The sequence below is a fragment of the Candidatus Reidiella endopervernicosa genome (assembly GCF_013343005.1).
Classification (GTDB): Bacteria; Pseudomonadota; Gammaproteobacteria.
The window spans coordinates 1146008-1170648 of the sequence record NZ_CP054491.1; the positions used below are offsets into that span (position 1 = coordinate 1146008).

Annotated in this window: 27 protein-coding genes; 8 read left to right on the forward strand and 19 right to left on the reverse strand. The window is 58.3% G+C overall.

Going from position 1 to position 24641, the window contains the following annotated elements; translation table 11 throughout:
- Positions 1-2: 2 nt before the first annotated feature.
- The 12 genes from lipB to HUE57_RS06570 all read right to left on the reverse strand — a co-directional run bounded on the left by lipB (position 3) and on the right by HUE57_RS06570 (position 11150).
- Positions 3-635 (reverse strand): lipoyl(octanoyl) transferase LipB, encoded by a 633-nt coding sequence (gene lipB / locus HUE57_RS06515; RefSeq protein ID WP_078483874.1) that lies wholly within the window; start codon positions 633-635, stop codon positions 3-5.
- A 2-nt stretch (positions 636-637) separates the two neighbouring features.
- Positions 638-907 carry a YbeD family protein gene (locus HUE57_RS06520; RefSeq protein WP_078483875.1) on the reverse strand — a complete coding sequence of 90 codons (270 nt, stop codon included), beginning with the start codon at positions 905-907 and terminating at the stop codon, positions 638-640.
- Positions 904-1725, reverse strand: coding sequence for a sulfotransferase family protein (locus tag HUE57_RS06525; protein WP_078483876.1), 822 nt, complete (start codon positions 1723-1725; stop codon positions 904-906). Before HUE57_RS06525 ends, HUE57_RS06520 begins: the two co-directional genes overlap by 4 nt.
- A gap of 43 nt (positions 1726-1768) precedes the next feature.
- The gene (locus tag HUE57_RS06530; RefSeq protein ID WP_078483877.1) at positions 1769-2638 is read right to left on the reverse strand and encodes a D-amino acid aminotransferase; all 870 of its coding nucleotides are present in this window, start codon (positions 2636-2638) and stop codon (positions 1769-1771) included.
- A gap of 8 nt (positions 2639-2646) precedes the next feature.
- Positions 2647-3780 carry a D-alanyl-D-alanine carboxypeptidase family protein gene (locus HUE57_RS06535; protein ID WP_078483878.1) on the reverse strand — a complete coding sequence of 378 codons (1134 nt, stop codon included), beginning with the start codon at positions 3778-3780 and terminating at the stop codon, positions 2647-2649.
- 134 nt (positions 3781-3914) lie between these two features.
- On the reverse strand, positions 3915-4706 hold the full coding sequence (locus HUE57_RS06540; protein WP_078483879.1) for a septal ring lytic transglycosylase RlpA family protein: 792 nt from the start codon (positions 4704-4706) through the stop codon (positions 3915-3917).
- 3 nt (positions 4707-4709) lie between these two features.
- On the reverse strand, positions 4710-5708 hold the full coding sequence (gene mltB / locus HUE57_RS06545) for a lytic murein transglycosylase B (RefSeq protein WP_078483880.1): 999 nt from the start codon (positions 5706-5708) through the stop codon (positions 4710-4712).
- Positions 5709-5731: 23 nt separating this feature from the next.
- Entirely contained in the window at positions 5732-6820 is a 1089-nt protein-coding gene (rodA, locus tag HUE57_RS06550) for a rod shape-determining protein RodA (RefSeq protein ID WP_078483889.1), read from the reverse strand.
- Positions 6821-6861: 41 nt separating this feature from the next.
- Entirely contained in the window at positions 6862-8706 is a 1845-nt protein-coding gene (gene mrdA, locus HUE57_RS06555; RefSeq protein WP_078483881.1) for a penicillin-binding protein 2, read from the reverse strand.
- Between the two features lie 35 nt (positions 8707-8741).
- Positions 8742-9230: a rod shape-determining protein MreD gene (mreD, locus tag HUE57_RS06560; RefSeq protein WP_078483882.1), complete on the reverse strand. Its 489-nt coding sequence runs from the start codon at positions 9228-9230 to the stop codon at positions 8742-8744.
- Entirely contained in the window at positions 9227-10075 is an 849-nt protein-coding gene (gene mreC / locus HUE57_RS06565; RefSeq protein ID WP_078483883.1) for a rod shape-determining protein MreC, read from the reverse strand. The genes mreD and mreC overlap by 4 nt, the downstream gene beginning before the upstream one ends.
- Positions 10076-10103: 28 nt before the next feature.
- Positions 10104-11150 (reverse strand): rod shape-determining protein, encoded by a 1047-nt coding sequence (locus tag HUE57_RS06570; RefSeq protein WP_078483884.1) that lies wholly within the window; start codon positions 11148-11150, stop codon positions 10104-10106.
- Between the two features lie 134 nt (positions 11151-11284).
- Here HUE57_RS06570 and gatC point away from each other — a divergent pair, with 134 nt between their 5' ends.
- The 4 genes from gatC to hslO all read left to right on the forward strand — a co-directional run bounded on the left by gatC (position 11285) and on the right by hslO (position 15485).
- Positions 11285-11572 carry an Asp-tRNA(Asn)/Glu-tRNA(Gln) amidotransferase subunit GatC gene (gene gatC, locus HUE57_RS06575; RefSeq protein WP_078483885.1) on the forward strand — a complete coding sequence of 96 codons (288 nt, stop codon included), beginning with the start codon at positions 11285-11287 and terminating at the stop codon, positions 11570-11572.
- A 77-nt stretch (positions 11573-11649) separates the two neighbouring features.
- Positions 11650-13104, forward strand: a complete 1455-nt coding sequence (gene gatA / locus HUE57_RS06580) for an Asp-tRNA(Asn)/Glu-tRNA(Gln) amidotransferase subunit GatA (RefSeq protein ID WP_078483886.1) — start codon at positions 11650-11652, stop codon at positions 13102-13104.
- A complete protein-coding gene (gene gatB, locus HUE57_RS06585) occupies positions 13104-14552 on the forward strand; it encodes an Asp-tRNA(Asn)/Glu-tRNA(Gln) amidotransferase subunit GatB (protein ID WP_078483887.1) in 1449 nt (482 codons plus the stop codon). The genes gatA and gatB overlap by 1 nt, the downstream gene beginning before the upstream one ends.
- A gap of 60 nt (positions 14553-14612) precedes the next feature.
- Positions 14613-15485: an Hsp33 family molecular chaperone HslO gene (hslO, locus tag HUE57_RS06590; protein WP_078483888.1), complete on the forward strand. Its 873-nt coding sequence runs from the start codon at positions 14613-14615 to the stop codon at positions 15483-15485.
- Positions 15486-15568: 83 nt separating this feature from the next.
- On the opposite strand, the gene HUE57_RS06595 is transcribed toward hslO, so the two are convergent.
- A complete protein-coding gene (locus tag HUE57_RS06595; RefSeq protein ID WP_172840286.1) occupies positions 15569-15718 on the reverse strand; it encodes a hypothetical protein in 150 nt (49 codons plus the stop codon).
- A 247-nt stretch (positions 15719-15965) separates the two neighbouring features.
- Complete coding sequence (locus HUE57_RS06600) at positions 15966-16373, reverse strand: M67 family metallopeptidase (RefSeq protein WP_078485232.1); 408 nt, start codon at positions 16371-16373, stop codon at positions 15966-15968.
- Between the two features lie 114 nt (positions 16374-16487).
- On the opposite strand from HUE57_RS06600, the gene HUE57_RS06605 reads away from it, so the two are divergent.
- On the forward strand, positions 16488-16982 hold the full coding sequence (locus HUE57_RS06605) for an outer membrane beta-barrel protein (protein WP_236860698.1): 495 nt from the start codon (positions 16488-16490) through the stop codon (positions 16980-16982).
- Positions 16972-17286 carry a hypothetical protein gene (locus HUE57_RS06610; protein WP_174672928.1) on the forward strand — a complete coding sequence of 105 codons (315 nt, stop codon included), beginning with the start codon at positions 16972-16974 and terminating at the stop codon, positions 17284-17286. The genes HUE57_RS06605 and HUE57_RS06610 overlap by 11 nt, the downstream gene beginning before the upstream one ends.
- 2 nt (positions 17287-17288) lie before the next feature.
- Here the strand turns inward: HUE57_RS06610 and HUE57_RS06615 are convergent, their stop codons facing one another.
- From HUE57_RS06615 to hemA, 5 genes are all read right to left on the reverse strand, one after another.
- The gene (locus HUE57_RS06615; protein WP_078484875.1) at positions 17289-18035 is read right to left on the reverse strand and encodes a HesA/MoeB/ThiF family protein; all 747 of its coding nucleotides are present in this window, start codon (positions 18033-18035) and stop codon (positions 17289-17291) included.
- Between the two features lie 122 nt (positions 18036-18157).
- Positions 18158-18568, reverse strand: coding sequence for a hypothetical protein (locus HUE57_RS06620; RefSeq protein ID WP_078484876.1), 411 nt, complete (start codon positions 18566-18568; stop codon positions 18158-18160).
- Positions 18569-18599: 31 nt separating this feature from the next.
- Complete coding sequence (gene prmC, locus HUE57_RS06625) at positions 18600-19439, reverse strand: peptide chain release factor N(5)-glutamine methyltransferase (RefSeq protein ID WP_078484877.1); 840 nt, start codon at positions 19437-19439, stop codon at positions 18600-18602.
- Positions 19440-19479: 40 nt separating this feature from the next.
- A complete protein-coding gene (gene prfA / locus HUE57_RS06630) occupies positions 19480-20565 on the reverse strand; it encodes a peptide chain release factor 1 (RefSeq protein ID WP_078484878.1) in 1086 nt (361 codons plus the stop codon).
- Positions 20562-21836 (reverse strand): glutamyl-tRNA reductase, encoded by a 1275-nt coding sequence (gene hemA, locus HUE57_RS06635; protein WP_078484879.1) that lies wholly within the window; start codon positions 21834-21836, stop codon positions 20562-20564. The genes prfA and hemA overlap by 4 nt, the downstream gene beginning before the upstream one ends.
- 142 nt (positions 21837-21978) lie before the next feature.
- On the opposite strand from hemA, the gene HUE57_RS06640 reads away from it, so the two are divergent.
- Together HUE57_RS06640 and ispE are read left to right on the forward strand one after the other, a co-directional pair.
- Positions 21979-23733 carry a tetratricopeptide repeat protein gene (locus HUE57_RS06640; RefSeq protein WP_078484880.1) on the forward strand — a complete coding sequence of 585 codons (1755 nt, stop codon included), beginning with the start codon at positions 21979-21981 and terminating at the stop codon, positions 23731-23733.
- Between the two features lie 55 nt (positions 23734-23788).
- Complete coding sequence (gene ispE / locus HUE57_RS06645; protein ID WP_078484881.1) at positions 23789-24640, forward strand: 4-(cytidine 5'-diphospho)-2-C-methyl-D-erythritol kinase; 852 nt, start codon at positions 23789-23791, stop codon at positions 24638-24640.
- Position 24641: the final 1 nt, after the last annotated feature.

Below are 24641 nucleotides of genomic sequence, written 5' to 3' on the forward strand. Positions count from 1 at the left end.
CGTTACACCTCAGTTCGGCCCGTAGTGTAGCCCAGCTCTCTGGTCAGGTGTGATAGCAGCCGCTCGGCGACCTGATCGACGCTGGCGGTGATGCCAAGATCGGCCATCTGGGTGACTGCCATGTCGGCATAACCGCAGGGGTTAATACGAGAGAAGGGCTCCAGCTCCATATCGACATTCAGGCTCAGGCCGTGATAACTGCAGCCGCGCTTTACCCTTAGACCGAGGGCGGCAATCTTCTGCTTAGCCACATAGACACCGGGGGCATCTTTGCGTGCCGCGGCCTCAACGTCGTAGTCGGCGAGTAGTGCAATGATCGACTGCTCCAGGTGGGTGACCAGCTCGCGCACGCCGATGCCGAGGCGACGCAGATCGAGCAGGGTGTAGATGACGATCTGGCCGGGGCCGTGGTAGGTGACCTGACCGCCACGGTCGACGTTGATCACAGGGATGTCGCCGGGGTTGAGCAGGTGTTCGTTTTTTCCGTTGAGACCAAGGGTAAAGATGGGAGGATGTTCGACCCGCCATAGCTCGTCGATGGTATCTGGCGTACGGGTGAAGGTGAACGACTCCATCTCGCGCCAGACAGGTTCATAGTCGCGCTGGCCGAGCCTGCGAAGGGTAACCGGCTGCATGGTCAGAGTGACATCAAGACCTGTTCGCAGTCGGTGAGGCTCTGGTAGATGTTATCGAGCTGTTGCTGACTGGTGGCACGAACGGTGACGGTGACTGAGAGGAAGCTGCCGCCTTTGCTGGGGCGGGTAGTGACCGCTCCCTCTCCGAGATCGGGCGCGTGTTTGCGCACCAGCTCGACCACCAGCGTCTCAAACTCCCCCTCATCACGTCCCATCGCCTTGATCGGGAAATCGCAGGGGAACTCAATCAGTGTCTCTCTCTCGTCACTCATGATTCTGCTTCAGTCTTTCTCTCTGGATAGATAAGTTTAACCGGTTTGCCGATGCCAAGCTGGAATCTGAGCAGGCGGGTGAAGTCGTTGTACTTCTTGACGATTCGTTTGCGCAGCTTGATCTGCTCTGGTGCACAGCTCGGGGTGAGGTCGGCCTCAATCCCATCGAGCTCCTTGATCCACTCGCTATTGCTCTCATAACCGAGTTCGATCAGCTCGTCACTCACCGGGCCATGCTGTGCAAGTTGTCCCTGCAGGCGCTCCTTGTGTGTGCGCCAGTTGCCGATCCGGGAGGTGGTGGTTTTACGTACTCCATTCATTGCGCGTAGCGATTTTTCCGAGGGATTGGCGTTTTTATAAAAGGCAGAAAAATCACACTGTTTATGCAAAAAGGGCATGTGTGCCATCAGCTGTTGTTGAATGGCGTCGGGATCGGACACCAGATCCTCATACTTCACCATGATGAAGCGTGAATGCCCGACCAATGAGCGGCTGGTCTGAAAGTGCTCATGCCACACACGCAGCGGGGTCCAGTAACGATCAGGGTGTTTTTTGTGTCGACTGACCACCACGTCACGCGGATCGCGTGCCATACAGATACACCACAGGTCAGGATCGATCTGCATCGCTCGCTTCATGTAGCGGACCTGATTGGGAGCCTTGGTGCAGAAGATATCTACTGGACGGTCGGGTTTGCTGAAGACGGTACTCTCGTGTTCGCAATAACCGTCAATATTGAAACAGCTGTTGATCAGTTCTGCGATCAGGGTGGTTCCGCTACGCGGTGAGAGCCCAACGATATGGATATGTTTGCTCATGTGTAGTGAAGGCTATTCGCAACCGTTGTGTGCTGCGAGATGGTCAGCCAGCTTTGCCTTCTTTGATAAGAACCTTGTAGGCGCTATAGAGCTCACGTAGACGTCGCCACACGGGGCCGGGCCGACCGTTGCCGACCGGAGTTTCGTCGAGCTGGGTGACCGGCATGATCTCTTTGGTGGAGCTGGTCAGCCAGACCTCATCGGCGTGGCGCAGCTGTGCCTCGTCGATCGCCTCTTCGCGACAGGGAACGTCATTGGCACGAGCCAGTTCCAGCACCAGGTCGCGGGTGATGCCAGGCAACAGCTGTGGCCCAGTGGGAGGCGTGATGATGGTATCGCCCTCAACGATAAAGAGGTTGCTCGCGGCCCCTTCGATGGCGTTGCCGTCTCTCAACAGGATGGCCTCAGAACCGCCAGCATCAATCGCCTGCTGGCGCAGCAGTACGTTGGGTAGCAGGGTGATCGCCTTGATGTTGCAGTGTTGCCAGCGAATATCGTCCAGGGTGACGGCGTTGAGTCCGTCGGCGTAGTAACTCTCATCGGGCTGGGTGATCGGTGTACAACTGGCAAACAGGGTCGGTTTGATCCCTTCGGGGAAGGCGTGGTCGCGCTTCTCAGCGGCCCCGCGGGTCACTTGTAGATAGACTGACTGGTCGCCGCCGCTGTTCTTCTCCAGTAGTGCCTGCAGTAGCTCCGACCACTCGCTGTGGCTGAGCGGGTTCTGCATGCGGATACCAGCCAGGCTCTGGTCGAGGCGGGTAAGGTGCTCTTCAAGTCGGAACAGTCGTCCACTGTAGGCGGGAATCACCTCATAGACGCCGTCGCCGAAGAGAAAGCCGCGGTCCATTACCGAGATGGTGGCGGTAGCAGCGGGTAGAAACTCGCCGTTGAGATAGATGGTGTCGTCACTCATGGCTGCGGTTACTCGAACATCATCTTCACATCGTCGATCAGCTGATCGAACATCGACCCCTCGGCCACATCGGCGAGTGCGATCAGCGGGCGATTGAGCAGCGGTTTGCCATCGAGGGTGACATTGACCTTGCCGTAGCCAGCGCCGCGTTTGGCCGGTGCGGTGATGGTGGCGTTGAGCGCCATATTCGCTTTCAGCTTCTTGTACTGACCGCGTGGGATGGTGACGTAGAGGTCGTTCTTTAGACCCAGTGGTAACTTCTCCGTCGCTCCCTTCCAGATGCGCGCCTGGGTAAGCGCCTTGCCACCGTCGTAAAGCTTGTGGCTCTCATAAAAGCGGAAGCCGTAGTTGAGCAGTGACTGGCTAATGGTGGCGCGGGCATTCTCGCTCTTGGCGCCAAGTACCACGGTGATCAGTCGCATGTCGCTGCGCTTGGCGGAGCTGACCAGGCAGTAACCTGCCGATTCGGTGTGGCCGGTCTTGATGCCGTCGACCGATTCGTCGCGCCACAGCAGCTTGTTGCGATTGTGCTGGGTGATGTTATTGAAGGTGAACTTCTTCTCTGCATGCCACTTGTAGTGTTCAGGAAACTCGCTGATCAGCGCACGGGCGATGGTGGCGATATCGTGGGCCGTGGTGTAGTGGTCGGGGTGGGGCAGGCCGGTGCTGTTCATAAAGTTGGTGCCGGTCAGGCCGAGGCGCTGGGCATGGCTGTTCATCAGTTGGGCAAAGGTCGCTTCAGTGCCGGCGACATGTTCGGCCAGGGCGATACTGGCGTCGTTACCCGACTGGATGATCATCCCCTTCAGCAGTAGCTCGACCGGGATGCGTTTGCCCACCTCGATGAACATGCGTGAACCCTCGGCGCGCCACGCCTTCTCGCTGACCGTCACCTCATCGTCGAGTTTGATCGCACCCGATTTCAGCTCATGCAGTAGCACGTAGGAGGTCATCATCTTGGTAATGCTGGCGGGTTCAATCTGTTGGTCTGCATTGAGCGCGCCAAGCTCCTGACCGCTGTCGAAGTCGACTATGACATAGCTTTTGGCAGCTACATCGGGCGGTGAGGGGACGATCGAGGCGGCCTGTGCGGTCGGTAGTGCAAACAGAATGAGGGTGAGCAGTCGGGTGAGTAAGGGCATCTTATAGGGCTCTTGGATTATGTTATTTCAATGAATCGTCTCTCAACAGAGAGGTCGCCAGGGCGTAAAGGTTCATTTTAACGTGACGGCGAGGGGAAAAGTAGCCGCATAGAACAGGGCTATTGGGTCAGCGCCTAATCGATCACGACGCGTGGCGGATCGATGCCGTGGCGGCTGAGTTGCTGGGTGATCCGGTCGGCGCTCTCGACACTGGCGAGTGGCCCGATACGGACCCGGTAGAAGGTATCGAGCAGACTGGAAACCTCGCTGACCTTGATCGCCTTGATGGCGGCCTCAGTGGCAACGCGCTGGCGTAACCGTTCGGCGTTCTGTCGGTCGCGGAAGGCACCGAGCTGCAGGTAGATCGAGGCATCGGGGTCGATGCCGACCGGTCGTATCGCCTGGTGCAGCCTGGGAGTGCCGGGGTTGATAGCCCGCACCTCGACCAGTCCAGTCCCCTTGGCGAGAATGCCGAGCTTTTTCGCCGCCGCGTAGGAGAGGTCGATCAGGCGGTTGTCGTGGAAGGGACCACGATCGTTGATGCGCACCACCACGCTACGGCCATTGTGCAGATTGGTAACCTCGGCATAGGTCGGCAGTGGCAGGCTCTTGTGCGCGGCGCTCATGCCGAGCATATCGTAGCGCTCACGGGTGGAGGTGAGCTTGCCGTGGAACTTGGTGCCGTACCAGGAGGCGATGCCGCGCTCGCGATATCCCTTACTCTCCTGTTTGACGTGGTAACGGCGGCCGTTGACCTCGTAGCTGGCGGGATTACCGTAGCGGGCGCGCGGCTCGTAACGTGGAGTGGCGTTGGGTACGTGGGAGACGTCGGGTGAGTTGCTCGGTGCACCATCACTGACCCGATAGCCACTGCCGAAGCAGCCGCTGAGTAGAAGCAGGAGGAGTATGAGGCCGAGCCGCTTCATCGCCTAGTGCATGCCCTCGGCGCGCAGTGCCGCAATCTCCTGGCTCAGCTGGTAGACGGCCATGGCGTAGAGGGGGCTGTGGTTGTAGCGGGTGATGACATAGAAATTGTGCAGGCCGATCCAGTGCTCATCACCGTGGCGTCCTTCAAGTTCCATCAGGGTGGCGAGCTGCTCCTGATTAAGCGGCTGCTTGTGTTCAACGCCGTAACTGACAATACGTTGCAGTGAGAGTTTTGGTTTCAGGCCCTTGCCAACCAGACTTTTATAATCCTTGCTGCTGACGCTCACCGGGGTGGTGACCGGCTCGCCCTTTTTCCAGCCGTGGCGTTTGAAGTAGGCGGCGACGCTGCCAATAATATCGGCATTGCTCTCCCACAGGTCGCGTTTGCCATCGCCATCGAAGTCGATGGCGTAGTGGCGAAAGCTGCTGGGGATGAACTGCGGGTGACCCATCGCGCCGGCGTAGGAGCCCTTCTTTGAGAGCGGGTCGAAGCCCTCCTCGCGGGCCATAATCAGGTACTGCGCCAGCTCCTTGCGGAAGAATTTGGCCCGCTTCGGGTAGTCGAAGGCGATGGTGGCCAGTGCATCGGGTACGCGATAGCTGCCGGCATGGCGGCCGTAGCGGGTTTCGACCCCGATGATGGCGGTGATGATCTCAGGTGGCACGCCAAACTCCGCCTCGGCACGCTCGAGCAGCTTTCTGTTCTGATTCCAGTAGTCGACACCCCCCTGGATGCGCGAATCCTGAATGAAGATCTTGCGGTAGTCGCGCCACGGCTTCGCCTCGGCGGGACGGGTGATCGCCTTGATGATTGACTCTTTCAGCTCGATCTGAGCGAAAAGGTTGACCAGCTCGTTGCTCTTGAAGTCGTGTTTGGTGACCATCTCGTCGATGAACTGTTTCACCGCGGTGCGTTTGAGCAGGCTTTGCTGGGCAGCGTGGCTCGGCAGGGCGAGCGAGAGTAGGAGGGTAAACAGGCTAATAATGGGTAGGTATCGCATACGTCTCTCGTAGGGTTGAGTCGCTATTTTGGTAGCAGCTTTCGGTGTGTATGGACTGACATCAGGATACCGAAAGCGGCCATCAGGGTCACCATTGAGGTGCCGCCGTAGCTGATCAGTGGCAACGGCAGTCCCACCACCGGCAGCAGACCGGTGACCATGCCGGTATTGACGACCACATAGATAAAGAAGGTGAGGCCGAGGCTGCCGGCCAGCAGCCGGGTGAAGGTGTCCTGTGCCTGGGTGGCAATGTGCATCGTGCGTAGCAGGATCAGCATGTAGAGCACCAGCAGGAGGATTACGCCCACTAGACCGAACTCCTCGCTGAGTACCGCAAAGATGAAGTCGGTGGAGCGCTCCGGCAGGAAGTCGAGCTGTGACTGGGTGCCGTTGAGCCAACCCTTGCCGTAGATTCCGCCCGATCCGATGGCGATCTTCGACTGAATGATGTGGTAGCCGCTGCCGAGTGGGTCCTGCTCGGGATTGAGAAAGGTGAGTACCCGCTGGCGCTGGTAGGCGTGCATGCCATAGAACCAGAGCGCCATTGAGGCGGGGATCATCAGCACGATTGCGCCAAACATCAGTCGCCATGGAAGACCGGCGAGAAACAGCACAAAGAAGCCGGAGCAGGCGATCAGCAGTGAGGTGCCGAGATCGGGCTGTTTGGCGATCAGCAGGGTTGGGATCAATACGATCAGTGCCGCGATGGTGATGCGTCGAAAGTCGGGGGGGAGCGGCCGTTCACCCAGATACCAGGCGACCATCATCGGCACGGTAATCTTGAGGATCTCCGAGGGCTGGAACTTGAATAGACCGAGATCGAGCCAGCGTTGTGCGCCTTTGCCGGTATAGCCGAATGCCAGTACCGCAATCAGCAACAAAATTCCGAAAGTGAACAGCCAGGGGGTCCAGATACGCAGTAGCTGTGGCGGAATCTGGGCGAACAGGTAGAGCACGATAAAGGCGACGCTGAGGCGGGTCACCTGGCGCACTATGAGATCTCCATTACTACCGCTGGCACTGTAGAGCACCACCATGCCGAGCCCGGCCAATAGCATTAACAGCAGTAGTAGCGGTACATCGATATGCAGGTGGTGGAAGAGCCTGCGCAGGAAGTCTTCACCGCCGGGGCGATTATGTTCGTTGTTGAAGATCAATTGTCACTCTCCAGCAGGTAGCGATCCATCACCGCACGAGCGATGGGTGCGGCAACCGCACCGCCACTACCGCCATTCTCAACGATTACTGCGATGGCAATCTGCGGATCTTCGACCGGGGCGTAGGAGACAAACAGTGCGTGGTCGCGCAGTTTCTTGGCGATCTTCTCCTCCTCGTACTCCTCCTCCTGCTTGATGCCGAAGACCTGCGCGGTGCCGGTCTTACCGGCGATCTGGTACTGGGCATCGGTGCCGATGCGCCGCGCGGTGCCGCGTACCCCGTGCACCACGTTGCTCATCGACTCGACGATGAGGTCCCAGTTGTCGTGTTTTTTGATCGGAATCGGCTTGAGTTTGGTGTGTGGCATGATCTCCTGTCCGTCATCACTATCGAGTCGAGTGACCAGATGGGGCTTGAGGCGCTTGCCGCCCATCGCCAACCAGGCGGTGGCGGTGGAGAGCTGCAGCGGTGTGGCGGTATTAAAGCCCTGGCCGATACCGACGATCAGTGTCTCACCCGGATACCAGGGCTGATTACGGGTGGCACGTTTCCACTGGCGTGAAGGGAGCAGGCCACGCGCCTCACCCGGCAGGTCGATACCGGTACGGCTGCCGAGACCGAAGTGACCGAGAAACTCATGCAGGCGATCGATGCCGAGGGTGTTGGCCAGATCGTAGAAGTAGACGTCGCACGACTGCACGATCGAGTCCTCCAGATCGACCGCACCATGACCGCGTTTTTTCCAGTCGCGATATTTGTGCTCGTGATCGGGCAGCTGGTAGTAACCGGGACAGAAGGTCTTCTGCCTCGGATTAGCAATGCCGTACTCCAGCCCGGCGAGTCCAACCAGCGGCTTGATGGTAGAGCCGGGCGGGTACTGGCCACGGATGGCACGGTTAAAGAGTGGTTGCGCGGCGTCATCGCTCAACAGGCGATAATCTGCGGTGCTGATGCCGTTAACAAACAGGTTGGGATCGAAGTCGGGACGACTGACCATCGCCAGCACCTCGCCGTTGCGAGGGTCGATGGCGACCAGTGCACCCTGTTCATCACCGAAGGCGACCTCAGCGGTGCGCTGCAGTCGGGTGTCGATCGAGAGGTGGATGTCCTTGCCCGGTACTGGTGGTGAGCTGGAGAGGGTGCGTAGGGTGCGTCCCTGTGCGTTGACCTCAACCTGGCGCACGCCGACGCCACCGTGCAGCTGATCTTCGTAACTCTTCTCGATGCCGATCTTGCCGATATGCGAGGTGCCGCTGTAGTCGCTGGGATCGATGCTGCGTAGCTCGCGTTCATTGATGCGTCCTACATAACCGACGATGTGAGCGGTCTGTGCGCCGAGCGGATAGTGGCGGTTGAGGTGGGCGACGATCGCCACCCCGGGCAGGCTGTGCAGTTCAACCGAGAGGCGAGATAGCTCCTCTTCATTGAGACGAAAACGTAGCGGTATCCCCTCGAAGCGGCGGCGGTTGTTGTAGAGCGAGCGGAAACGCTTGATATCGTTCTCGCTGAGGGTGATCAGCTGCTGTAGTTTAGCCAGTGTGGCATCGATATCTTCAATCTGCTCGCGGGTGATCTCGAGTCGAAATGAGGGCTGGTTCTCCGCCAGTACCACGCCGTTGCGGTCGTAGATCAGGCCGCGTGTCGGCGGGATTGCGGTGATGCGTACGCGGTTACCTTCAGAGAGGGTGGTGTAGTGGGGGTAGTCGTAGATCTGCAGGTTAACCATCTGACCGACCAGTACTGCCAGCAGCAGCACCATCACTACCAGTGCAACGACCACACGGTCGACAAACATGCGGTTTTCGCGCAGATGATCCTTGAGTGTGTTTCTACGAACCATGGGACTACGGCTTCTCTTTCGCTGTCACGGGCTGATCAGCTAACTCTGAAGTGACGGCGCAGGCCACGCAGGGCGACAAACAGCAGCGGCCAGAGCAGCATGCCGATCAGCGAGGGGAGCCAGTAGTACCAGTCGCTGCCAGGGTTGCCGAGTACACCGTTGATCCACAGCATGACCAGCTGGTTGAGCGCTAGCAGCGGTAAAAGACTGAGTGCCTGCTGCCAGAGCGGGAAGACACGGACGCGCCGGTGCAGTTTGAGCATCAGATAGATGATGATCGCCAGACCAAAGCCGTGCAGTCCCAGCAGTGAACCCTTGAGTACATCGAGGGTGAGACCCATGAACCAGGCGATACCGACACCGACGCGGTGTGGCAGTGCCATGCTCCAGTAGATGAGGATCAACAACACCCACTCGGGACGACTCCCCTCGGCCCAGCTAGGGATCGGGATGATTGTCAGCACCAGTGCCGAGAGCAGCGTCAGCAGAATGATCCAGCCGCCATGACGTTTGTTAGTCGTCATGAGGACTCTTCATCGTCAAAGGCGGTGATCGCCGGCCAGACCAGCAGAAGTTCACGACTGCTGTTGATCTGCGCCGCCGGCTCTGCGGTGATATCGGCAAAGGGTTGGCCCGGATCGAGACGGACCTCGGTAACGCGCGCCACCGGATAGCCGGCCGGGAAGCGACCGCCGAGTCCGGAGGTGACCAGCAGGTCGCCGACACGAATGTCGGCGTTGTTGGGCAGATGTTGCAGCTCGAGACGACCGACGATGCCGGTGCCCATAATCAGTGAGCGCAGCCCGTTTCGGTTGATCTGCACCGGCAGGGCGTGGCTCGGGTCGGTAATCAGAATCGCATTGGCGCTAAAGGGAGAGACGTGGATCACCTGCCCCATCACCCCCTCGGCATCGAGGATCGGCTGACCAACGTGCACGTTGTGCATGCTGCCCTTGTTAAGGGTGACCTGATGTTTGTAGGGATCGAGATCGACACCGAGCAGCTCGGCAATCAATACATTGTCACCGATCTCACGTGCCGAGTTGAGTAGCTTGCGCAGGCGCCGGTTCTCGCTCTCCAGTGCCGCCAGCTTTTGTAGTTTGGCCGCCTGCAGTAGTTGTTTATCACGTAGCTCACTGTTCTCGACCAGTAGCATGGCGCGGTTGGATAGTGCGTCACTGACCCAGCGACCGGCTGAGACAGGCAGCTCGATTACGTACTGGATGGGTAGTAACAGCGTGGCAACGCCGGCGCGCGCAGACTCGAGGTAGCTGAGACGGTGGTCGACCGTCATCAGTACTACCGAGCTGAGGAGCAGAATTGCCAGACGAAGGGTGAGAAAAGGACCCTGTGTGAATATTGTTTTAATTGAGCTTCCCTACGAGATCACCGCTCGATTAATCGATCGAGAAGATGTCACCACCGTGCTCGTCGATCATCTCAATGGCGCGACCACCGCCGCGAGCAACGCAGGTGAGCGGGTCTTCGGCGACGATCACCGGTAGACCGGTCTCCTCAATCAGTAGGCGGTCGAGGTCACGCAGCAGCGCACCACCACCGGTCAACACGATGCCGCGCTCGGCGACATCGGCACCCAGCTCGGGCGGGGTCTGTTCGAGTGCGGTCTTGACCGCGCCGACGATACCGGAGAGAGGCTCCTGCAGTGCCTCGAGAATCTCGTTGGAGTTGAGGGTGAAGCTGCGTGGAATACCCTCGGCAAGGTTGCGACCCTTCACCTCCATCTCCTTTACATCGGTGCCAGGGAAGGCCGCACCGATCTCCTGCTTGATGCGCTCGGCGGTCGACTCACCGATCAGGGTGCCGTAGTTACGGCGTACGTAGTTGACGATCGCCTCGTCGAAGCGGTCACCACCGATACGTACCGAGGCGGAGTAGACGATGCCGTTGAGTGAGATAACGGCGACCTCGGAGGTACCGCCACCGATGTCGAGTACCATCGAACCGCGCGCCTCATCGACTGGCATGCCGGCACCAATGGCGGCTGCCATCGGCTCTTCGATCAGATAGACCTCACGAGCACCAGCACCCATACAGGATTCACGAATCGCGCGACGCTCGACCTGAGTGGAGCCACAGGGTACGCAGACCAGAACGCGCGGGCTAGGACGCAGAAAACGGGATTCATGCACCTTGTTGATGAAGTGCTGCAGCATCTTCTCGGTGATGGTGAAGTCGGCGATCACGCCGTCCTTCATCGGGCGGATCGCGTCGATGTTGCCAGGGGTGCGTCCCAGCATCAGTTTCGCCTCGGCTCCGACGGCAGCGATGCTCTTGGGGCCGCCGGGTCCGCGATCCTGGCGGATGGCAACCACAGAGGGTTCGTTAAGAATGATGCCCTGGCCGCGGACGTAGATCAGCGTATTGGCTGTTCCAAGGTCGATAGAGAGATCGTTGGAGAAGAGGCCGCGTAGACTTTTTAGCATGGTGCCTTGTTATCCTATTAGATGGTATCTGGTGAGTGCAAAAGCGGTAATCTAGCAATTCGGGGGGGCTTTGGGCAAGGATATAAGTATGGTAACTTCCCCCGCTGTTACAGCTATCACGGTTTGGAGCTCCTATGTCCCTCGATGCGTCGGAAGTGAAAAAGATCGCCCATTTGGCCCGTCTCGCCATTAGCGAGGAGGATGTGCCCGAATATGCGCGGAATCTTTCCGATATTCTCAACCTGGTTGAGCAGATGAATGCGGTCGATACCAGCGGTGTGACCCCGATGGCCCATCCGCTCGATATGAATCAGCGGCTGCGCCCCGATGCGGTCTCCGAAGAGAACCAGCGTGAACACCTGCAGGCACACGCCCCGGCCACCGAGGCGGGTCTGTTTCTGGTCCCCAAGGTTATTGAGTGAGTCGATACCGTTACGGTTGATCCGAACCGGCACCGGTCCGTACCCCACATCCCAGATCAAACTAGGTCGAAATCTCTATGTATAACAAGACGATTGCCGAGCTCTCGGCGGCCCTCAAGGGCGGCGAGTTCTCCAGCGAAGAGCTCACGCGCAGCTACCTCGAACGTATTGAGCGGCTCGATGGTGAGCTCAACAGCTTTATCACTGTCACCGCCGAGCAGGCGCTGGCGCAGGCGCGCGAGGCCGATGTCCGCATTAAGGCAGGTGAGGCGGGTCCACTGACCGGTATCCCGCTGGCGCAGAAGGATATTTTCTGTACCGATGGGGTGAAGACCTCTTGCGGTTCGAAGATGCTTGACCCCTTTATCGCCCCCTACAACGCTACCGTGATCGAGCGTTTCAACGCCGCCGGCGCGGTGATGGTCGGTAAGACCAATATGGATGAGTTCGCGATGGGCTCTTCGAATGAGACCAGCTTCTACGGTGCGGTGCAAAATCCCTGGGATCGCAAACGTGTACCGGGCGGCTCCTCGGGTGGTTCGGCAGCGGCAGTGGCGGCGCGTCTGGTGCCGGGTGCCACGGGCACCGATACCGGTGGCTCGATCCGTCAGCCCGCAGCGCTGACCGGTATTACTGGCCTGAAGCCGACCTACGGACGTGTCTCGCGCTACGGCATGATCGCCTTCGCCTCGAGTCTCGATCAGGCCGGGCCGATGGCGCAGACTGCGGAGGATTGCGCGCTGATGCTCAATACGATGGCCGGTTTCGATCGTCGCGACTCGACCAGCGTTGAGCGTGATGTGCCCGACTACAGCGCCAACCTCAATGACGATATTAAGGGGCTGAAGATCGGTCTGCCGAAGGAGTATTTCGGTGAGGGGCTTGATCCCGAAGTAGCCAAGGCGGTTGAGTCAGCCATCGAACAGTACAAGGCGCTGGGTGCCGAGGTGGTGGATATATCACTGCCCAATACCCATCTCGCTGTGCCGACCTACTATGTGGTCGCCCCCGCTGAGTGCTCCTCCAACCTCTCGCGTATGGACGGGGTGCGTTTCGGTTACCGCTGTGAGGATCCGAAGGATCTCGAAGATCTCTACAAACGTTCTCGTGGAGAGGGCTTCGGTGCCGAGGTGAAGCGCCGCATCATGGTTGGCGCCTACGCCCTCTCGGCCGGCTATTACGACGCCTACTATCTGAAGGCGCAGCAGCTGCGTCAGCTGATCTCCGATGACTTCAAGCAGGCCTTTGAACAGGTCGATGTGATCATGGGCCCGACCGCACCGACCACCGCCTTTAACATTGGCGAGAAGGCGGACGATCCGGTCTCGATGTACCTCTCCGATATCTACACCATTGCGGTTAACCTCGCCGGTCTGCCCGGTATGTCGCTACCTGCCGGTCTGGCCAATGGTCTGCCGGTCGGGCTGCAGGTAATTGGAAACTACTTCGATGAGTCGCGACTGCTGAATGTAGCGCACCGCTTCCAGCAGGCGACCGAGTGGCATAAACAGGCTCCGGAGGGGATCGAATAATGGAATGGGAAGTTGTCATTGGGTTGGAGATCCACACCCAGCTCGCTACCAAGAGCAAAATCTTCTCGGGCGCCTCGACCACCTACGGTGCCGAGCCCAACACCCAGGCTTGTGCGGTCGACCTCGGTCTGCCCGGCGTGCTGCCGGTGCTCAACGAAGAGGTAGTACGCATGGCCGCCAAGTTTGGCCTGGCGATTGAGGCCGATGTGGCGCGTCGTTCGATCTTTGCTCGCAAGAACTACTTCTACCCCGACCTGCCCAAGGGGTATCAGATCAGTCAGCTGGAGCTGCCGATCGTCGGTGTCGGTCATATCGATATCGAACTGGAGGATGGTTCTACCAAGCGTATCGGTGTCACACGCGCCCACCTTGAAGAGGATGCGGGCAAGTCGTTGCATGAGGATTTTCACGGTCTGACCGGTATCGATCTCAATCGTGCCGGCACACCGCTGCTGGAGATCGTCTCCGAGCCTGACCTGCGTTCCGGTAAAGAGGCGGTCGCCTATGTGAAGAAGATTCATTCACTAGTGCGTTATATCGAGATCAGTGACGGTAACATGCAGGAGGGCTCTTTCCGCTGCGATGTGAATGTCTCAGTCCGCCCAATGGGACAGGAGGAGTTCGGTACCCGCGCCGAGATCAAGAACCTCAACTCATTCCGCTTTATCGAGCGCGCCATCGAACACGAGGTAGAGCGTCAGATCGATATCATCGAGGATGGCGGTAAGGTGGTGCAGGAGACACGCCTCTACGATCCCGACAAGGGTGAGACCCGTTCAATGCGCTCCAAGGAGGAGGCGAACGACTATCGTTATTTCCCCGATCCCGATCTGCTACCGGTCACGATTGATGATGACTATCTGGAAGTGGTGCGCGCCACCCTGCCGGAGCTACCCGATGAGAAGCGTGATCGTTTCATCGAGCAGTATGGGCTCTCTGGTTACGACGCAGGTGTGCTCACGGCCAGCCGCGAGATGGGCGACTTCTACGAACAGGTGGTCGCAGGCGCCGGTGGCGAGGCGAAACTTTGTGCCAACTGGGTGATGGGCGAGCTCTCCGGTGCGCTCAATAAAGATAGTAAGGAACTCAGCGAGAGTCCGGTTACGGCCGAGCTGCTGGCCGGCATGATCAAACGTATCTCCGACAACACTATCTCCGGCAAGATCGCCAAGGATGTCTTCGAGGCGATGTGGAATGGTGAAGGCGATGCCGATGCAGTGATCGATGCGAAGGGGCTGAAGCAGATTACCGACAGCGGCGCGATCGAGGCGATTATCGACGAGGTGCTGGCCAACAACGCCGAACAGGTCGAGAACTATCGTCAGGCCGAGGATAAAAAGAAGGGCAAGATGATCGGCTTCTTTGTTGGCCAGATCATGAAGGCCTCACAGGGCAAGGCCAATCCCGGTCAGGTCAATCAGCTGCTGAAGTCGAAACTCGACAGCTAATTTCCCTCTCATTTTGTGGCGGGTCGTCCGGCCCGCCACGCTACTACCTGAACTATTCGCATGAAAGATATCCTGCAACGATTCCTGTTTGAAAACGCACCGATTCGCGGTGAGCTGGTCCATCTTGATGAGACCTGGAAGGCGGTGCTTGCACGCCACGAATATCCCGCGCCGGTTCGCAGTCTGCTCGGCGAGATGATGGCGGCCAGTGCGCTGCTCTCGGCAACCCTGAAATACGACGGTTCGATTACCCTGCAGGTACAGGGTGATGGGCCGATCTCGCTTATAGTCGTCGAGGCGACCAGCGATAAGACGCTACGAGGCATGGCGCAGTGGCAGGGTGAGGTGGCCGAGGGTGATCTACAGGGTCGTGTCGGTAGTGGTCGACTGATTATCACCATCGATCCCGGTGCTGGCAGTGAACGCTATCAGGGTGTGGTCGAGCTGCAGGGTGCATCACTGGCCGATGCACTTGATGACTATCTAGAACGTTCCGAGCAGCTGCCGACTCGCATGTGGCTGGCGGCCGATGGTGAGCAGGCGGCGGGCATGTTGTTGCAACGCCTTCCGGAGCGCGAGAGTGAGGATAAGGATGCCTGGGATCGTGTCTGTCATCTCGGTGCGACATTGAGTAGTGAGGAGCTGTTAACGCTACCCGCCGAGCAGATTATCCATCGCCTCTTTCATGAGGAGGATCTACGTCTGTTCGATAAGGAGGGGGTTAGCTTCTCCTGCGCCTGCTCACGTGATCGCGTGGCGAAGATGTTGCGTACCCTGGGGAGCGAGGAAGTTCACTCAATCCTCGAGGAGGAGCCAGGGATTACGGTTGATTGTGAGTTCTGTCGTCAGCGCTACAGCTTCGATAGTGTCGATGTTGAGCAGATTTTTGCCGCCAGCGAGGCTTCACCCGAGGTGTCGACAACACGCCATTAGGCGCTGTCTCGGTTCATCTACGGAGTGTGATGTTGCTGCAGACTGTTTGCCCGCCCCGGTTGGGGCGGTGCAGTTAATGGTCGTTATTTTCTATTGATGACCGCGCGAATATCGCTGAGTTGTTGTTCGGCCTCTTCGAGACGATCACACAGCTCGGCCATCAGGGTGGGGCCGTTTGCGTAGGCACGTGCAAAGCCGATCTTGAAGCCCAGATTTGCAATCGACTTTGCCATCTCCTCGAGCTCTTGATCTTCAATGCGACCGCCTTTACCGGCGATTACCTTGCGTGTCTTTTGATTAGTTCCGCACTCATCCTGCCTCCTTAATAATTGTTATATCGATCGTTACGATCTTAATGACTTTGTAGCACTCTCAGCAGAAAAAATATAGAGGCCAGAGGACGACTCCACGCTATATAAGTAGTGGTTAATAGGTTTGTGGGTTCGCAGCTTAGATGCAGTGGCAAGTGGCTGAAAAATGTTAAACCGATTCTAATGCGACGGCTTCAACGCTGTTGTCGCCGAGGCGGTAACCACGCATCTCAAGCACACCCTTGGTGTTGAGAGAGATGATCAGGTAGAGCGCATCGGGGTAGGCGGCCTGCTGCAGATCGGTAACCGAGGGTTCGGCCGGTGCATGTGGGTGGGAGTGGTAGATGGCAAACAGCTCGCGTCCCGACTCACGCATGCTACGCATCGCCTCAATCATCTGCTGTGGGTCCATGCTGAAGAGCCGTCCCGGCTCATCGGCAATATTATTGATCGGATAGAGCTGGTCGGCTCTGCCATCGGTGGCATCGATCAGTCCGCACACCTCCGTCTCCGGGTTGCTCTGGGCGTGGTGCAGGATTTGATTGATCAACGTTCTTGAGAGTGGTGTCTGATTCATTGTGGCATTTTAACCGGTGTTGGGATGTTTCGCTTCTACAAACTTGGCGGCTGTTACAGTAGCATCGCGTTCTGACGAGGATCGGGTATTACGACTGGAGGGTGGTGCGCGTTGTTGGAGTCTACAAACAGGAGGTGTCGAGTCCGGCTGCTGATTGTGCTGTTGATGTTTGCTGTGCCGACGATGGCCAGTGGCGAGGAGCATTCGCTCGAGTGGTCAATCGGCCTGTCACTACTCAACTTCGGTTATGAGGAGTTCGACACCGATGGTCGTTCACTCAATCGAGAGGATGGTTGGCTGCCTGGTATCAGCGCATCAATCATCGAGCGTGATGGGGCCTGGTTTGGAGAGGCCCGTGCCTCACTCTATGGCGGTAGTGTCGATTACGATGGTGAAACGCAGAGTGGAGCACCCTTTACTACCGAGACCAAAACATGGCTCTTTGATAGTAACTATCGTCTCGGCCACTGGTTTGGTGATGCGCCACGCATCGCGCCCTACATAGGTGTCGGTTACCACCGCTGGGATCGTGACATCCAGGGAAAAGGGGCGGTGGTCGGTCTCTCTGAGCTTTACCAGTGGGGTTATGGAGGCGGGGGTGGTTGGTGAGCTGGTGTTGGCCGATCAGGATCGGGTGGTGCTCGATCTGACCCTGCGTCACACCTTCAACGCCAATATGTTGCTGCGTGAAAATGGTGTGCTGCCCAAGGTGCGCCTTGAGCCGGAAGACGATTTAGGTTGGCGCGGCTCGCTACGCTGGCAGCGCTCGTTGAGTCGTTTCCACCGGCTGCAGTTGGAGTGCGGCTATGAGCGCTGGAACCTGGGGCGTAGCGCCACGGTAAGTGGTGTGACCGAGCCGGAGAGTGAAGGTGGAAACTTCTCGGCGGTGCTGTCGCTGATGAAGGCGTTTTAGTTCTACTGGCCACCGCAGACCGGGCAGCCCGGGTCCTTGCGTAGCTTCATACTGCGCCACTCCATGGTCAGTGCATCGAGTAGCAGCAGTCTTCCGCCCAGGGTCTCACCCAGTCCGAGCAGTACCTTGATCGCCTCCATCGCCTGGATACTGCCGATAATACCGACCAGCGGTGATAGTACGCCGCTCTCGCTACAGCGCTCACCCAGTTCACCCTCATCCTTGTAGAGACAGCGGTAGCAGGGGCTGTCATCACGCTCGTTATGAAACACCGAAACCTGACCTTCGAGACGAATCGCGGCGCCTGAGACCAGTGGTTTTCCGGCCGCAACACAGAGGTCGTTGATCATAAAGCGGGTGGCGAAGTTATCGCAGGCATCGATGACGATATCGACCTTGGCAATCTGCTCGGCCAGCGCCTGACCCTCAAGCTTCTCGCTGATCGCCTCGATCTCAATCTCTGGGTTGATGTCGTGCAGGGTGTCGCGTGCCGACTCCGCCTTGGAGCGGCCGAGATCGACGTGGCGGTGGAGGATCTGTCGCTGCAGGTTGGAGAGGTCAACCTCGTCAAAATCACTGATAACCAGTCGACCGACCCCGGCCGCAGCGAGATAGAGGGCCACCGGTGAACCAAGTCCGCCCAGCCCGATGATCAGTGCGCTCGAGTCGAGCAGACGCTGCTGTCCTTCGTATCCGACCTGTGGCATCAGAATCTGACGGCTGTAACGGAGTAGTTGTGGGTCATCCATAGCGGTATCCAGCAGGTTTGTTGGGGAATCGGTTGATGGCGTGTCAGAGGGTGAAGATAGCAAAAACAGAGGCTACGGAGAGAAGCCTTTCTGTCGAATCGGAGCGAAAGGTTTGGAGGTGGTTAGAGGTACTTACGCCAGTGGGTCGGGCGCTCATCACGACAGCCGTGTCGGATGCGCTGATAGCGGTTGATGAAGATCTCGCGGGTGCAGTTATCGTTGTCGCGACAGCAGCCGAGATTGGCGCGCTGGGTCTCTTCGGTGTAGTGGTAGAGAGCGCGTTTAAGCTTGTTGAGTAGGTTGCTGCTGATGTGGAAGCCGAGTTCGATCAGGGCGTCTTCGATGATTTTTAGTGAGATGAGCTGCAGGTTGTAGCTGATATGCAGCGTGCCCTTTTCACTGACACGCAGGTGGTGAACCCCTTCGATATCGCTGAGCAGTAGTAGTGCTGTCTGCCCCTGGTTTTTGTCGAAGTGGAGCTCGCAGAAGATAATTTCGCGGTGCTTGATCAGCCCGTCTTTATCGTTATCCATAGGCCCAATCCTAGTCCTATGGGGGTAAGAATCAAGCGGTTTTTTGTCCGCAGCTGGTGCGGATGTGGCCGCCGAGGTCGCGCTGCTGGCTGATGTTGGCGTAGCCCATCTCTGTTAGTAGTCCATGCACAGGTTCGGCTTGGTTATAGCCATGCTCCAGGCAGAGATGGCCGTTTGGCTTGAGGTGGTTAAGGGCGCAGACGGCGATTTGGCGAATATCATCGAGTCCGTCGCTGCCGGAGGCGAGTGCGCTGAGCGGCTCAAATCGAACGTCACCCTGGTGCAGGTGAGGATCATCCGCTTCGATATAGGGGGGGTTGGAGAGGATCATCTCATACTGTTCCTCTTGCAGTGGCGTACACCAGCTGCCGAGTCGAAATTCGATGTTATTAATCGCATGTCGCTCGGCGTTCTGCTGTGCCACGCTGAGCGCAGCCTCGGAACGGTCGGTGGCGATGAGATGGCAGGCTGGGCGCTCGTGAGCGATCGCCAGTGAAATTGCACCGCTACCGGTGCCAAGATCGGCGATCGTCCACTGGGCATCGACGGGGATAATCGTCAGTGCGGACTCAACCAGTGTTTCGGTGTCGGGGCGTGGAATCAGGGTGTCTGCGGTGACCTTCAGTGCGAGTGACCAGAACTCGCGTTGCCCAATCAGGTGGGCGACCGGGCGCCCCTCGGCTCGCGCTGCAATTAACGCCCGAAAGCGGGACTCAGTATCGCTATCAAGATGCTTCTCGGGCCAGGCGCGAAGATAGGTGCGCGACTTGTCGAGGATATGGCAGAGCAGCAGTTCGGCATCGAGCTGTGGACTCTCCGAGTGACTCTCTAGCTGTTGTGTGGCCCACTTAAGTTGCGATTCGATGTCCATGTTATGTGCAGCTCAGATCGGGCCGTGGTGCGCCAGAAAATCAGTCGTCGGCAAGAGCGGCGAGCTGGTCGGCCTGATACTCGTTGATCAGTGGATCGATGATGGCGGAGATACCACCCTGTAGCACCTCATCGAGCTTGTAGAGGGTCAGGTTGATTCGGTGGTCGGTAACACGTCCCTGCGGGAAGTTGTAGGTGCGAATGCGCTCGGAACGGTCGCCACTACCGACCAGTAGCTTGCGGGTTGCAGCGTTCTCGCTCGCCTGCTTCTCCTGCTCACTATTGAGCAGGCGCGCCTTTAATAGCGACATCGCGCGGGCGCGATTCTTGTGCTGTGAGCGCTCGTCCTGACACTCAACCACCACTCCGGTTGGCAGATGGGTAATGCGCACCGCAGAGTCGGTCTTGTTGACGTGCTGACCACCGGCGCCAGAGGCTCGGTAGGTGTCGACCTTGAGATCAGCGGTGTTGATCTCGATCTCCTCCACCTCATCGACCTCGGGCAGAATGGCGACGGTGCAGGCCGAGGTGTGGATGCGTCCCTGCGATTCGGTCTCGGGTACACGCTGTACACGATGGGCACCCGATTCGAATTTGAGGCGCGAGAAGGCGCCCTTGCCGATCACTCGCGCGATCACCTCTTTGTAACCGCCGTGTTCACCCTCGTTTTCGCTCAGTACCTCGATCTGCCAGCGCTGATTTTCGGCGTAACGGCTGTACATGCGGAACAGGTCTCCAGCGAACAGCGCTGCCTCATCGCCGCCAGTGCCGGCGCGGATTTCAAGAAAGATATTGCTGCCGTCGCGTGGGTCTGTCGGTAGCAGCAACTTCTGTAGCTCCAGCTCCAGTTCGTCGCGACTCGCCTGCGCACTGCTCAGCTCATCCTCGGCCATGGCGCGCATCTCAGCATCATCATCCTTGAGCATCTCGTTGGCACTCTCGATATCATCGAGCGTGCCTTGATAGCGTTTGTAACTCTTCTCAAGCGGTTCGAGCTGCGCATACTCACGCGAGAGATCGCGGAAACGGTTCTGGTTGCTGATGATCTCGGCATCGGAGAGCAGTGCACCGATCTCTTCGAAGCGTTCGCTCAGATTCTCGAGCTTGAGCTGGATCGAGGCCTTCACGACTCACCCTCCTGTGCTTCGGGTAGATCAAGCAGTTGGCGGGCGTTCTCGATCAGATCGTTACGTCCCTCGAAACCGGCCTGTTTGATCTGCGCGCAGGGCTGGTGCAGCAGCTTGTTGGTCAGGGTGTTAGCGAGCCAGCGCATCACATCCTCGTTCGATTTGCCCTTGGAGAGCTGTGATAGCGCCTTCTCCATCAGCTCGTCTCGACACGCCTCGGCGCGACCGCGGTACTCGCGGATCAGGGAGACGGTGTCGAGCGAGCGCAGCCAGTTCATGAAATGGCTCGCCTGGATCTCGACGATATCCTCGGCCTGTTTGGCCGCCTCCTGGCGCGACTTGAGGTTCTCCTGAATCACCTCCTGCAGGTCATCGACGGTGTAGAGATAGACGTCGTTGAGTTCTGCCACCGACGGGTCGATATCACGCGGTACGGCGATGTCGACCATAAAGATCGGGCGGTGCTTGCGCTGTTTGAGTGCTTGCTTGACCGGCTCCTTGTGCAGGATTGGCTCCTGACTGGCGGTGGATGCGATAACGATATCGGCCTCGGCCAGATGGGCGGGTAGTTCATCGAGTGCGATGGCGTAACCGTCGTACTGACTGGCCAGTGTGTGCGCACGTTCGGCGGTGCGGTTGGCGACGATAATCCGGCCAATGCCGTTCTCGTGCAGATGCTGGGCGGCGAGCTCAATCGTCTCGCCCGCGCCGAGCAGCATTACCGTCTGTTCATTCAGCTCGCCAAAGATCTGCTTGGCGAGGCTGACGGCGGCGAAGGCAACCGAGACCGGACTGGAGCCGATCGCGGTATCGGTGCGAACCTGTTTGGCCACCGAGAAGGTGTGGTGGAAGAGGCGTTCCAGCAGGCTGCCGGTAGTGCCAGCATCAACCGCGTGCTGATAGGCGGTTTTGATCTGTCCCAGAATCTGCGGCTCACCGAGAATCAACGAATCGAGGCCGCTGGCCACGCGCAGCATGTGCTGTACCGCATCAATGTCGGGATGGAGGTAGACGTAGGGTTCAATCTCGCTACGCTCAAGGTTGTGGAACTCACAGAGCCAATCGATGATCTGATCACTACTCTGCTGCTTGTCGAGGCGGCAGTAGAGTTCGGTGCGATTACAGGTAGAGAGCAGCGCGGCCTCAGCCACTCCGGGCTGCTGATTAAGCGCCGTCAGCGCTCTCTGTAGATCCTCGGGGGCGAAGGTCACACGCTCACGAATCTCCACAGGCGCAGTACGGTGGTTGATGCCGAGGGTGACAAATGACATGAATTGGTCAATCTATTAAAACGGACGGGAAATTTTGCGTGATGCGCTCAATGATTACAAGCAACAGAATGGATAGTGGGCGAGAAAGGGATATATTTTACGGTATAGTGCCTCATCGACCCCATCGAGTGGAGGAAAGGGCTTGATTCCTGTTACCAAATACCTGCGTGCACCGTTGTTGTTGCTGATCTGCGGCTGGCTGTCGGCCTGTGCACAACTGCCTGAACAGACGCAGGGCGTGGCAGATGAGGGGGAGAGTGAAAAGAGTGCGGTGACTACCGCGAGCCCGGACGCGGAGAGCGCTAGCGGCTCAATCTCTCCGGAGCTGCTCTATACGCTGTTGATCGCCGAGGTGGCGGGGCAGCGCAAGGACTATGGTCTGGCCGTTGCCCACTACATCAAGGCGGCCTATCTCAGTGAAGATCCACAGATAGCCAAGCGCGCGACTCGTACGGCGCTGTTTGCACGCAATGGGGCGGCGGCGATTGATGGTGCCAAACGCTGGGTTGAGCTGGCGCCAGAGGCCATCGATGCCCGTCACCTGTTGGTGGTTCTGGCGTTGCGAAGTGGTGACGAGGAGCTGGCGCTGGATAATCTGGAGGCGATGGTTGCTCAGGACGGTGAGGCGGGGGTTGGGCGTGCGCTGAACCTCGCCAGTGCATCGTTCGCAAATAATGAAGAGCGTAAGCGGGCGTTATTGGTGATGGGCAAGCTGGCACAAAATCATCCGGAAAATGCCTCGGTCCACTACGCCTTCGCCAATCTTGCGCTGAGTGCCAATCAGGCCAAGGCAGCTGTAGAGGGTGCAGATCAGGCGTTGACGCTTAAGCCGGGCTGGCCTGAGGCGCGCTCGGTGCGTGGTCGGGCGCTGATTAAACTGGGCGATGTCGATGCGGGGCTGGCAGTGTTGGCCGCGTTGGTTGACGAGATGCCAGATTCCGAGCTCTATCGACTCACCTATGCTCGGGCGTTGTTGGTGGCGGAGCGTCAGAGTGATGCGCTGAAACAGTTCCAGATCCTGACCGAGAAGAATCCCGACAATAGCGATGTTGCCTTTGCCTATGGGTTGTTGCTGATCGATGCCGGGGAGGTCGAGACGGCGAAACCGGTCTTTCAGGGGCTGATCGAACGTCGCCAGCGCCTGCACGATGCACACTACTTTCTTGGTCGTATCGAGGAACAGTTGGAGAATCATCGCAAGGCGATCGACCACTATGCGGTGGTCGTTGCAGGCGAGCGACTCTACGACGCACAGCTGCGGGTGGCACGGCTCTGGTACCGCCTTGGCAATCTCGATAAAGGGCGTGAACACCTGAAGAAGCTGCGTGATCACAATCCCGAATTTGCGGTGCCATTCTTTGAGGCAGAGGCAGCGTTACTGCAGGACTCAGGTGCCTATGAGGAGGCGATGAAGCTCTACGATGAAGCGTTGTTGTCCCACCCGGAGAACGCGGATCTGCTCTATGCGCGTGCCTTGACTGCGGAGAAGATCGGGCGCATCGATCTGCTGGAACGCGATCTGCGCAAGATCCTCGAGAAGAACCCTGAAGATACACGCAGCCTCAATGCGCTGGGTTATACCCTGGTCGATAAGACCGAACGTTATCAAGAGGCGAAGCAGCTAATCGAACACGCCTACCGTCTGCAGCCGAAGGAGCCATCGATTCTCGATAGCATGGGGTGGCTCAACTATCGGCTGGGTAATCACGAACAGGCGATCGATTTTCTACGCAAGGCGCTGAGTAATCTGCAGGATGGTGAAATTGCTGCCCACCTTGGTGAGGTACTCTGGGTGAGTGGTGAGCAGGATGAGGCGCGTCAGATCTGGAAAAAGGCAATTGATATCGAGCCTGATAACAAGATCCTCAAACGAGTCATGGAGCGGTTCCTGAAGTGAGGCTGCTCTGCATAGCGGTCAGCGCTAGAATTTAGTACCTGATCAGATCTTATCGATGGATACGTCAAACGCCGACGGTTGGCCTGCACCCGCCAAGCTGAACCTTTTCCTACATATCACGGGCCGTCGTGACGACGGCTATCATCTGCTGCAAACCCTGTTTCAATTTGTCGATTATGGCGACACGCTGACCTTTCATCTGCGTGAAGATGGGGTGATCTCACGCCGCTCAGCGCTCGCTGGTGTGCCGCCCGAGACCGATCTGGTGGTGCGTGCAGCTCGAGCACTGCAGGGGCATTGCAATGCCGCGCTGGGGGTCGATATCGAGGTAGACAAACATCTGCCGATGGGCGGTGGCCTGGGTGGGGGCAGTTCAGATGCCGCCACTACGCTGGTGGCGTTGAACCATCTCTGGGGCTGTGGGCTTGATCAGGATCAGCTGGCCGAGCTTGGTATTGGGCTTGGTGCTGACGTGCCGGTGTTTGTGCGTGGATTGGCTGCCTGGGCGGAGGGTGTGGGTGAAAAACTGCAGCCGGTCAGTGTGCCTGAGCCCTGGTATCTGGTGGTCACTCCTCCGGTGGCCGTCGCAACCGCTACAGTTTTTGGTGCTTCGGAATTGACACGCGATTGCCCTCCCATCACAATACGCGACTTTCTCTCTGGCGAGGGGAGGAATGTCTGTGAGCCGGTAGTAAGAGCAAACTACCCCGAGGTCGATAACGCAATGCGTTGGCTTGCCAAATATGGTGAGCCACTAATGACCGGAACGGGGGCGTGTATCTTTGTCGCCTTTGAGCAGCAGCAGCAGGCGCGAGCGGTGCTCGATCAGCTGCCTGCAGGATTGAACGGTTTTGTCGCCAAGGGTGCGAACCGTTCTCCGCTTCTCGATCGGCTCGAGACAGCATAGA